We start from the raw sequence: 11,782 nt of genomic DNA, 5'->3' as shown, positions 1-11,782 counted from the left end.
CAAAACCAAGCACTTATCTATCATTCTTTCGCTATTTTGTTGGACGATTATTCCCTAGCCGACGTTCCGGCCGAACACTCTGGCTTGAGGTAGCGAGCATAAAGGGCGGATTTTACCCCGGATTCTATGGCCTCTTTCAGCGCTCTGTCGAATACTGAAACAAAACGGGCAGAGATACTCTGCTTGTTAAAAATAAAATGAATGTCTGCGGTGGATAACTGCATAGGGTGTAAGCGGATATCTTTATAGTTGCCACGCGCTATTTCACTGCATAAAACCAGCTCGTCATCGACAACGGCATCAACCCGATTTAACGACAACATCTTAAGCCGTTTAACCACAGTATCTGAGAACACGAAGCCATTAAATTCACGTTTCGCTTTTTCAATTTCTTCGCCATACCAACCCGCAAGATTGATCAATATGACATTGTCGTTTTCTATCAACTGTTGGAATCGCGTAAATGCTGCGATATCTTGATCTTCTGCTCGAAAGGCAAAGCGATTGATTTCTTGTCTATAGGGTATGGAATAATGGAACAAAAGCTCTCGCTCAGCTACACGACTAGCACCCAAACCCACATCAAATGCTCCCAACTCAAGTTCAAACAGAGTACGTCTTTCTGGAAAGTGGATAATCTCAAGCTCGCACCCCATATCCGACAATACACGGCGTAAAAGCGTCACATCAATGCCCGATGTGGGTGCATCACTTTGAGAATGCACATAGGGGTACCAATCAGTGGTGAGTGACAGTTTGAGCGGCGATGCACATTCTTCAGGCAAGACAGTCTCCTGCGCCAAACAGGCACCACACAAGAACAGCATCATGAGAGTGCAATACACCTTCATAAGTTATTGCTCACCACTTATTAAGACTAACAGTATAGCACTAAGCGCCGTTCTCTTATCGCAGCCACTATGAGAAAAACAGGCCCAACGCAGTATATACCAGCAACGTCAATACACCGGCAACCAGGGCATAAGGCAGCTGAGTTCTTACGTGTTCAAGTAAATCACACCCTGATGCCAACGCCGACACGGCAGTGGTATCTGAAATCGGTGAACAGTGATCACCAAAAATTCCGCCGCCCAGAACAGCTGAAATGACGAACGCAGGCGGTAATCCCGTACTTCCAATTAAAGGCACAGCAATCGGTATGAGAATGGCAAACGTTCCCCATGAAGTACCTGTGGTGAATGACATGATCGCACCAGCCACAAAGAGCATAGGCACGACGGCAAATACCGGTAGATGACTGTCAACCAGTCCCGCCACATAGGCACCGGTACCCAGTACTTTTAAACTTGCTCCTAAACACAAAGAAAGTAAGACGATGGTTACCAAGGGAACGAGTTCGCCTACACCTTTGAACGACAAATCTACAAACTGCCTGGTATCGTATCGGCCAGACATTACGGCCATCACATAAGACACTAGCACACTTAAGATAGTGGCATACAATACGGATTTAGACCCACTTCCCTGAGACAGTGAGCCATCGCCTGTCCACAACATAAAACCAATCATAGAACCGATTAGCGTGAACAGTGGAACAAGCATAAAACGCGCTTTCGTTGGCGCTACTGGTAACTCTTCTGTGCTTTGCTCGCTGTTTGCGCTGGACTCAGTAGCGCGCATTGGCCCAAATACCTTTCCAGAAATGACGGTATACAAGACCAACAACAACGTAATGATGGCATAAAAGTTAAATCCGACTGAGCCCCACAAAATGGATACTGCAGAGTCGGGCAATTCATAGTTGCTCAGCAAGGCCAAAATAAACGCGCCCCACCCGTTCAGCAAAATTAATATACAAATAGGCGCACTGGTACTGTCAATAATGTAGGCCAGCCTGGCGCGACTCATGCCAAACTTATCAAACAAGCCCCGGGCCAAAATACCTGATGTGAGTACACTGAGATTAGACTCAACAAAAACGGCGACACCAGTGAACATAGTGAGACCACTGGCTCTTCTTGATGTTTTTGCAACCCCTGTTGAAATGAGTTTACTGACTGTGGCACTCACTCCGCCTGAATCTCTGATAAATGCCAGCAGTGCACCAATTAACAGGCTGAACAACAGAATTCGCATATTGCCTGGTTGTGCGGCTACATCTACCACGCGTTCGGTTGAGTGAATAAAGGTCATCCACAGAGAATCGCCAGACCCCAGCAAAAGTAAAAATTCAGAGGCGACCAGTGCGACAAGCAACGCACTAATGACTTCCCTTTTCCATAAAACAACGGCAATGGCAAGTAAGGGAGGAATGATGGAGATCCAAGACATAAACGACAAACAACGTCAGTAATTACACATGTCTTTGACCTTACACTGACAGAACAAGGTATTCAATCTGAATACCTTATTCTGTTAAAAAATTATTAATAGGAATTGTTTATTAAGGTCGGTTGCGGCCCATTTGGTCGTGACTGCTTACCCAATGGCCTGCGATCACCGCACAGGCTAGAGAAATATCGCCTGCCAGTACCGTGGCAGCGACAATTTCAGCAAACTTGTTTGCTTTGCCTTTGCCATAACACCCTAATAATTCCAGACATTCTCTTTGACTGGGCAAACCTGTACCGCCGCCGTATGTCGCGACTATTAGAGAGGGCAAGGTGACCGAAAGATAAAAGTCGCCATTTTCCAAAAGTTGATGCGAAAGCAGACCCGCGTGAGACTCAACCACGTTTGCTTCGTCCTGCCCTGTGGCAATATACAATGACGCAATACCATTTGCAGAATGCGGTCCATTATAAGCTGCACCAGCCATCAAAGCACCTGTATTTGCCAATACGGTTGCGCCTGCAAGTACCCGCGTATCCACTTTCATCACGCGTGCTAGTACTTCTTTTTTCAGTACAATTTCTGCAATAACGCGTTTACCCCTAGAATGCAGCATATTGAGGTGAGAATGCTTTTTATCAGTATCCATGTTACCCGAGAGCAAATACTGGCAAGGCACCGGATAATTCGCCTTAATCCATTCACACGCTGCTAACGTCGCCTTACCCACCATGTTCTGCCCTGCGGCGTCACCGGTTGTGTAGTTAAAACGCAAATAGCGAGTTTTCGATACGGACCACTGATGAATATGTTCAAGTTTACCTATCGATGTGGTGGTTTCCGCGGCGGCTTTTATGCCATCAAAGTTTTCGGTGACCCAGGTACCAAACTCCCTCGCTTCCCGCGCATCCTGAAAAATGAATGCGGGTGCACGTTGCATGAAGCCCTCAACAACCGTGGTTTTTACACCTCCGCATTCGTTGATGACTCGCATGCCTCGGCTATAGCTAGCAACCAAAGTACCTTCTGTGGTTGCTAAGGGTACATAGAACAAACCATCAGCGTGCTCGCCATTAATCTGAACAGGACCCGCAATCCCCACTGGCATTTGCACGATACCGGTAAAATTCTCGATATTGCCCGGCAATACTGCTGGATCTATGGTGTATTCCCCCGTGTATTTTAAATCTACCCCGGTTTTTTCTTTTAAGAACTCGCGTCGCTTTTTCGCCATTTCGTTGGTGTGATCATTATTGGCGTCTCGGGGAATACGGATATCTTCACTCATTATGTTTTTTCCTCTGGATAGAATTACAACAACGCACTGGGTAATGCGCTTATATTTATCTAATTGATTATAGGCATAAATATAAAATGTACATGTTTTGACCATAAATTCATCTTTTTTTCTTAGCTTGGCCTGCCGTCATAAAATGGTAAGCTATTGAAATCACACAAACAGGAGATACGACGCTGACTGCTTTTCGCACTACTTCCGCCATTATTGATGTCACCGCTTTGCGCAATAACTTTGTTTCTCTCTCAGATTATCTTTCTTGTGGCCAGATCATGCCTGTTGTCAAAGCGAATGGTTATGGACATGGTGCCGTAGCGGTGGCCAAGGCATTACCCTCGGCAGCTCAATTTGCCGTGGCGATTGTGGAAGAAGCGTTAGAATTACGTGCTGCCGGTGTTACTCAGCCCATAGTGATACTAGAAGGCGCTTTTTGTAAAGCAGGTTTTGAGGCCTGTTATGAGGGCGGCTTTATCCCTGTCATCCACTGTATCGAACAAATTATCGAGTATCAGCGCTTGGACGCGTCCATGCGTCCACCTTGCTGGATGAAAATTGATGTAGGTATGCATCGTTTAGGTTTTATGTCTGACGACATCCCGACAGCATGGCAAACCTTGTGCACATTACACCCAGTGAAACCGGTGTTGTGTGGACATTTTAGCGATGCTGATGACGCTGACTGTCCTGTCACGCCTTCACAAATGACGCAGTTTTTAGATTGGCAACGACAGTTCCAGTGCCAGGCTAGCCTGGCCAACTCGCCCGCAATCACATTTTGGCCGCAAAGTCATGTAGAGTGGAATCGGGCGGGAATCGCCTTGTACGGGGTAGCGCCTAATATCGACGTTGCAAAACCTAAAGGGCTCAGTCCAGTGATGACCTTACAAGCCCCCGTCATATCACTCAGAAAGATCAAAACGGGCGAAAGCGTGGGTTATGGCGGCACCTGGCAAGCGCAAAAGCCATCGTGTATTGCCACACTTGCCATCGGTTATGCAGATGGCTATCCACGCCATGCACCCAGTGGTACGCCCGTATTGATAAACGGCGTTGAATGTCCATTGGCAGGCCGGGTGTCCATGGATATGATCAGTGTTGACGTCACTGCCTTAACAACCATTAAAATCGGCGACAAGGCGGAACTATGGGGCAAGCAACTTGCCGTAGAGACTATTGCCAAACACTGCAGTACGATTGGCTATGAACTGGTCACCCGTGTTGGACCTCGCGTACCCCGCATAATGACTACAAATAAATAAGAATAAGGAAACAGCATGAATATCTCTCGACGAGAAACCCTGAAAAGCTTAGCTGCCCTGAGTGCAATGACCCTGTTACCCGCCTCAGCAGTAGCCTCTAGCGGTGGCACACTATTACCCAAACGCCTTGTAAAAGGAATGACCATAGGTTTGGTCGCGCCGGCAAGTAACATGGCTGAAAATGAAGATATTCGCTTTGCTATGGATGTAGTCCGTTCATTGGGCTTTAAAGTCAAAACCGCGCCTCACCTTTTTGAGCGCAACCAATACTTGGCAGGTACCGACGAAGAAAGGGCTAATGACATCAATACGCTGTTCGCAGATAAAGAGGTAGATGCTATTTTCTGTTTGCGAGGCGGTTATGGTACACCCAGAATTTTGCCTTATATCGATTACGATACGATTGCGAAAAACCCCAAAGTTTTGTTGGGCTACAGCGACATCACCGCTCTACTCAACGCTATTTATAAAGAAACTGGGCTTATTTGCTATCACGGTCCTATTGCCGGTCAGAACTTCACCGATTACACACTTTCACAATTTAAAAACGTTTTGGTCAACCCTAAGTCATCAATGCAAATTGGTCAGCCTCCAGCGTGTGAAGACTGTCGCGAAGGCTATGTAGAGAAAAAGAACCGTTTAACGACCTTTGTGGGCGGTAAAGCTAGCGGTAAATTAATCGGAGGGAATTTATCGCTGTTAGTGACTATGCTGGGGACCCCTTACGAACCCGATTTTAGTGGCGCCATTCTCTTTTTAGAAGATGTTGATGAATCCCCCTACAGAATTGACCGCATGCTCACACATATGTGGTTAGCGGGCGCGCTACAAAAATGCGCAGGCTTCGTTTTAGGAAAATTCACCGGTGCTAAGTCAAGCGGTAACAGCTTTAGTGTGGAGAAAGTCCTCACAGACAGGCTCACGCCTATGGGTGTGCCTACTGTTCGTGGACTTATGATTGGACATGTCGAAGACCAGACGGTTGTGCCGGTTGGCCTGCGAGCAGAGCTGAATGCTGATGCGCAAACGCTAACGCTATTGGAGCCGTCAGTCAGTTAACAGCGATACACTTATCCATGCGATTGTAGGTTGGTCACACTTGCTGTGATCAACCCGTTTAAGCGGCTCGCATTGGCCATAGGCCAATAACGCCATAGCTTCGCCGTCCTTACATAAAAGGTAACAATCATCACGTGTCCAGGGCGGAATGCCCCAGTCTTTTAAATAGCGAGAAAGGGACCGAGGCTGCGTTTGATTAAGCAGTGTGATCCGAGCGTTTTTGGGCACCGCCTTCACAGTAACCTGGCTATCAGCTTCAAGTGGTAACGTGAACAAAGGGCTGTCATCCGCCGCACGCGCACGCCTCTGTAACGTCAGTTTAAGCGACTTGATCGCGATGTCTTTGTCTACTGTTTGACAGTCAGACACGTCTTTGCGGTCTGTCGCGTAGTTTGAAATTAAATACAAATGCGCTTTGTATTTTCTCAACGCCACTTTTGCAAAACGCAGCTCTGGCTGCTTGTCATCCGCCGCACTAAGCGCATTAAAAAAGGTTTCAAGCTGTGCTTCAGAAGGCAGCTGATTGCTAATAGATTGACACCAGTGCCTGACGATTTCTTTTTGCCAGCTCAGAGGTTGCTGGCTTAAGGGCTCCATGGGAATACATCCCAACGGCGTAAGATGTGTCTGTAACCAATGTTCGACTTGTGCCTGAATCATGCTGTCTTGCTGAGCACACAGTCTTGCTGAGCGAGCCACAGTGTGGCGGATAGCGGGCCAGCGTTCGGTCAATAAAGGCACAACAGAATGACGCACAAAATTGCGGTCAAAGGTCTGGTCACTGTTTGACGGGTCTTCGATATAATCTATGTTGTTGGTATGCAAGTAATCGATCAATATTTTTTGCTCAATGCCAACAAGCGGGCGAGCATGAATGATCCCCTCGTGCTCTGCGATTTCCGCCATTCCGGCAAGCCCTTTTGGACCGGCACCTCGCTTTAACTGCAGCAACACGGTTTCCAACACATCATCGAGGTGATGTGCCATCAGCAAGACACCCTTATGTTGCCTGCAATAAGACCGCAACGCCTTGTAGCGTGCATCCCTCGCCAAGGCTTCTGTACTGTGTCTGGACACCGGGTTAACGTCAACCTTTTGATAAACAAAGGGCACCTGCCACTTTGCGGCTTGTTGCTGGGTATGTGTTATCCATTCATCAGCACATGCCTGCAAACCATGATGTATGTGCATTAAAGTTAATTGGGGTAACTTACCCTGTTGATGCAAAGACGCACAAAGATGTGCCAGCGCGCTTGAGTCTTTGCCCCCACTGAAGGCCACCACCCAGTGCTGTTTTTCAGGCACTAAAGCGCACTGCTGCGCAATGCGAGATAGCTGCTGCCAGACGTACGCTGGCAGCTTATCTAAAGAAGGTGTGTGTAGATTAACAGTATCCAAATGACATTAGACGCTGGTACCTTTCTTCCAAGAGCGTCTCTTTCGGTAAGGCAGATAACTGACTAAGTTGCTGTTTAAGTGTGGCTTTGAGATTGGCAGCCATACTATCATGGTCGCGATGTGCACCACCTAATGGTTCATCAACAATGGTGTTGATGAGATCCAATGCCTTTATCTTGTCTGCACTGACGCCCATTGCCTCTGCTGCCAACGGGGCTTTTTCAGCACTTTTCCACAGGATCGAAGCACAACCCTCTGGTGAAATCACCGAATAGGTGCTGTATTGCAGCATGTTTACCCTGTCACCGACGCCTATGGCCAAGGCACCACCAGAGCCACCTTCACCAATCACGGTACAAATGATAGGCACAGTGAGCTGTGCCATCTCTTTAAGGTTTCTCGCAATCGCCTCACTCTGACCACGCTCTTCTGCTCCGACACCCGGATAGGCTCCAGGCGTATCGATAAGGGTGATAATAGGCAGTCTGAAGCGTTCTGCCATATGCATAAGTCGCAGTGCTTTTCGGTACCCTTCAGGTTTAGGCATGCCGAAATTGCGCAGAATTTTTTCTTTTGTATCACGGCCTTTTTGGTGGCCAATCACCATTACTGGAGTGTCATCAAGTCGGGCTAACCCACCGACAATAGCTTTGTCGTCAGCAAACGCTCGGTCGCCCGCCAATTCATCAAAGTCATTGAAGGTTTTTTCAATGTAATCCAATGTGTAAGGTCGCATGGGGTGACGGGCTATCTGCGAGACTTGCCATGCACCTAAATCAGAAAAAATCTTGGTGGTAAGCTCAGCGCTTTTGGCACGTAAGCGGTTAATTTCCTCTTCCATACCCACGTCAAATTCGCTGCCTTGATTGACTAAGCGTAATTCTTCTATTTTCGCTTCGAGCTCTGCAATAGGCTGCTCGAAATCCAAAAACTGTATGCTCATTCTCTGTCCTAAAATCGGTCTTATTATTTTGCTGGACTGCGCGTTATGGGTGACCCATCTCTTCTACGCGCTATGATAGCAAAGCCTCACACCAGATTCCCCTAGTTGTTGTTTTAAATCATGCAACAATTGATCTTCGGGTGTGATATACCACGCCGCAGACGGTAGTAGTGTCGCCTCTGCGTCTTGGTGCAATACATGTAATTGTACTGGACAACTGCCGCCACGATAACCATCGAGTAGCCGTTTTAACGCATCCAGTTTCTGTTCACTCCAGTCATCTAAATGTAGCGTTAATGCCAGTGCGCGTGCGTTCTGCTCTCTGGCTTGCACTATGTCCAACACATCTCGACCGGTGATTGTATTGCCACCGGAGAAATCATCAAAGCTGACCTGTCCCTTTATCACCAGGATTTTGTCTGCTTCGAGGAGGCTTTCGAACTGTTCAAATGCATCTGGAAAGAAACGCACATCCATTCGGGCAGTTTTGTCGTCGAGCGTAACAATGGCCCAACGTCGGCCCTTTTTGTTGGTCATGACTCGTACCCCAAGCACCAACCCTACCGCGGCAATTTGTTGGTCTTTACCTGTAGGTTTCAGGTCTTTCAGCTTTCCATCACTAAAATAGCGGACCTCATCAATATACTGATTGATGGGATGGCCGGTTAAATATAACCCTAAGGTTTCTTTTTCACCTTCCAACCAGACTTTTTCCGGCCATTTTGGGACGTGGGCGAACGCCTGTTCCACTTTTTCGGGCTCAGTTGTTAGCAATCCAAACATATCAGATTGCCCATAGGACTCAGCCTTGGCATGCTGATCAGCAGCCTTAATGGCTTCGGGCAACGTCGCCATTAAGGCTGCGCGATGCGGTCCTAAGTTGTCCATGGCACCCGACAACACCAACTTCTCCAGCACCCGTTTGTTGACGCGTTTCAAATCGACCTTTGCACAGAAGTCAAACAAATCACTGAATGCACTGTGCTGTTCCCGGGCCTCGATAATGGCATCTATCGGCCCTTCACCTACTCCTTTAATGGCGCCAATGCCGTAAACAATCCGACCCTCACTGTCTACCGTAAACTTGTATTTGCCCGTGTTAAGGTCAGGCGGCAATATGGTGAGCCCCATATTTTCGACTTCATCAACAAGCGTCACTATCTTGTCGGTATTGTCCATATCGGCAGACATCACCGCGGCCATAAACTCTGCCGGATAATGGACTTTTAACCACAACGTCTGATAGGACACCAGCGCATAAGCCGCTGAGTGTGATTTGTTAAAACCGTATCCGGCAAACTTCTCCACCAAGTCGAAGATTTTCATTGATAACGGTCCATCGACGCCATTGTTGATGGAGCCCTCCTCAAATACGGCCCGCTGTTTTGCCATTTCTTCGGGTTTCTTTTTACCCATTGCTCGGCGCAGTAAGTCAGCGCCACCCAGTGAATAACCGGCCAGTACCTGCGCAATCTGCATGACCTGTTCTTGGTAGAGAATGATACCGTAGGTCGGTTCAAGAATTTCTTTTAGACTCTCATGTTGATACTCGGCATCGGGATACGAAATGTCCTCCCTGCCGTGTTTCCTGTCGATGAAGTTGTCAACCATCCCCGACTGAAGCGGACCAGGGCGGAACAACGCCACCAGTGCGATTATATCTTCGAAACAGTCTGGCTTAAGCCTTTTTATCAGCTCTTTCATGCCTCTGGATTCAAGCTGGAACACGGCGGTGGTCTGGGCTTTCTGCAGTGACCTGAACGAGGCCGGGTCCTCAAGCGGAATTGACGCGATATCAATCGTTTCGCCGCGCCCTTCCTGAATCATATCAATGGCCCACTGGATAATTGTTAATGTGCGCAGACCCAAGAAATCAAATTTAACCAGCCCGGCTGTTTCAACGTCATTTTTATCAAATTGGGTAACCGGGTTTTTGCCTTCATCATCGCAATACAGTGGCGCGAAATCAGTAATTGTGGTGGGGGCAATAACCACACCTCCGGCATGTTTACCGGCATTTCGCGTTACACCTTCTAAAATTCTTGCCATATCGATGAGGTCTTTCACCTCTTCGTCCTGATCATAAAGTTCAGGCAAGCGCGGTTCTACGTCGAACGCTTTGGTCAACGTCATACCCGGATCGCCAGGGATAAGTTTAGAGATGCGATCAACAAATCCGTAAGGATGGCCAAGTACACGCCCAACGTCGCGCACTACTGCTTTGGCCGCCATAGTACCGAAGGTGATAATTTGTGAGACCGCATCCCGACCATATAGCTCTGCAACGTGGTCAATGACCTCGTCGCGTCGGTCCATACAAAAGTCTACGTCAAAGTCTGGCATAGACACCCGCTCAGGGTTCAGGAACCGCTCAAAAAGCAGGTCAAATTCTAACGGGTCAAGGTCAGTAATACTGAGCGCATAAGCCACCAAAGAACCCGCACCAGACCCCCTCCCTGGCCCTACAGGAATACCGTTGTCTTTACTCCACTGAATAAATTCCATTACGATAAGGAAGTAACCAGGAAATCCCATCTGGTTAATCACGTTGAGCTCTATTTGCAGGCGTTCATCGTAAGGAGGTCGTTTTTCTTTTCTTTGCTCAGGGTCAGGAAACAAAAACTCAAGACGTTGTTCGAGACCTTCTCTGGACACTTTAACCAGAAAGTCCTCTGTCTTCATACCTCCAGTGGGAAACTGGGGCAAGAAATACTCGCCCAACCGCACAGTCACATTGCAGCGTTTAGCAATTTCAACGGTATTTGCCAGTGCTTCGGGAATGTCGCTAAATTGTTCGAGCATTTCCTCACCCGAACGCAAATATTGTTGCTCACTGTATTTTTTAGGCCTGCGCGTATCATCCAAGGTATAGCCATCGTGAATACACACTCGAATTTCGTGCGCGTCGAACCCTTCAGGCTTCAAGAAGCACACTTCGTTGGTAGCCACCAGCGGTAAGTCCCTTTGCTCAGACAGTGCAACAGCGCGATGGAGGTAATCTTCTTCACCCGCTCGCCCTGTTCGGGTTAGCTCAAGATAAAAACGCTCAGGAAAATGCGATTGGTAAAAGGCGACAGATTGCGCGAGTTGTGAGGCATTATTCTTGGTGAGTGCACGCCCGATATCGCCCTCGCGGCCACCGCTCAATACAATAACGCCTTCATTGTGTTCTGCCAGCCATTGCTGATCAATGGTTGGCCGATGCGCAACAAAACCACGCAAATACGCTTTTGAAATTAATAGGGTAATTTGCTTATACCCTTCATTATTCATGGCCAGAAGGGTTAGCCTGAAAGGGTCGTTAGGGTAATCGTCATTGATAACCCAAAAGTCACAGCCAATAAGCGGTTTAATACCTCTAGCCTGCGCCTCGGAATAAAATTTAACCAACCCGCACATGTTCATTTGGTCGGTAATTGCTACAGCAGGCATGCCCAGCTCGGCAACGGCATCAAGAATAGGCTTGGTCTTATTTAGACCGTCCATCATCGAAAAGTCGCTATGGACGCGTAAATGTACAAATTCGGTTGTCAT

8 protein-coding genes are annotated in these 11,782 nt (G+C 47.8%); 2 read left to right on the top strand and 6 right to left on the bottom strand.

The annotated features are described in order from the left end of the window. Positions 1-47 precede the first annotated feature (47 nt). The 3 genes from DRW07_RS02950 to DRW07_RS02940 form a co-directional block, all read right to left on the bottom strand. Complete coding sequence (locus DRW07_RS02950) at positions 48-851, bottom strand: substrate-binding periplasmic protein (RefSeq protein WP_124026385.1); 804 nt, start codon at positions 849-851, stop codon at positions 48-50. Positions 852-918: 67 nt separating this feature from the next. Further along, positions 919-2,292 (bottom strand): Na+/H+ antiporter NhaC family protein, encoded by a 1,374-nt coding sequence (locus DRW07_RS02945; RefSeq protein ID WP_124026384.1) that lies wholly within the window; start codon positions 2,290-2,292, stop codon positions 919-921. 112 nt (positions 2,293-2,404) lie between these two features. Further along, positions 2,405-3,580 (bottom strand): hydroxymethylglutaryl-CoA reductase, encoded by a 1,176-nt coding sequence (locus DRW07_RS02940; RefSeq protein WP_124026383.1) that lies wholly within the window; start codon positions 3,578-3,580, stop codon positions 2,405-2,407. 155 nt (positions 3,581-3,735) lie between these two features. On the opposite strand from DRW07_RS02940, the gene alr reads away from it, so the two are divergent. Both alr and DRW07_RS02930 read left to right on the top strand, forming a co-directional pair. After that, positions 3,736-4,848: an alanine racemase gene (gene alr / locus DRW07_RS02935; protein ID WP_124026382.1), complete on the top strand. Its 1,113-nt coding sequence runs from the start codon at positions 3,736-3,738 to the stop codon at positions 4,846-4,848. Between the two features lie 15 nt (positions 4,849-4,863). Next, positions 4,864-5,907, top strand: a complete 1,044-nt coding sequence (locus tag DRW07_RS02930; protein ID WP_124026381.1) for a S66 peptidase family protein — start codon at positions 4,864-4,866, stop codon at positions 5,905-5,907. Here DRW07_RS02930 and tilS read toward each other — a convergent pair. From tilS to dnaE, 3 genes are all read right to left on the bottom strand, one after another. Continuing rightward, positions 5,896-7,212: a tRNA lysidine(34) synthetase TilS gene (tilS, locus tag DRW07_RS02925; RefSeq protein WP_165870375.1), complete on the bottom strand. Its 1,317-nt coding sequence runs from the start codon at positions 7,210-7,212 to the stop codon at positions 5,896-5,898. The genes DRW07_RS02930 and tilS overlap by 12 nt on opposite strands. Positions 7,213-7,291: 79 nt before the next feature. After that, a complete protein-coding gene (accA, locus tag DRW07_RS02920; protein ID WP_124026379.1) occupies positions 7,292-8,248 on the bottom strand; it encodes an acetyl-CoA carboxylase carboxyl transferase subunit alpha in 957 nt (318 codons plus the stop codon). A 63-nt stretch (positions 8,249-8,311) separates the two neighbouring features. After that, positions 8,312-11,782: a DNA polymerase III subunit alpha gene (gene dnaE, locus DRW07_RS02915; protein WP_124026378.1), complete on the bottom strand. Its 3,471-nt coding sequence runs from the start codon at positions 11,780-11,782 to the stop codon at positions 8,312-8,314.

It is taken from the genome of Paralteromonas sediminis (genome assembly GCF_003820355.1).
Classification (GTDB): Bacteria; Pseudomonadota; Gammaproteobacteria; order Enterobacterales; family Alteromonadaceae; genus Alteromonas_F; species Alteromonas_F sediminis.
The sequence above is the reverse complement of the archived record's forward strand: the minus strand, read 5'-3'. Positions and strand labels throughout refer to the sequence as shown.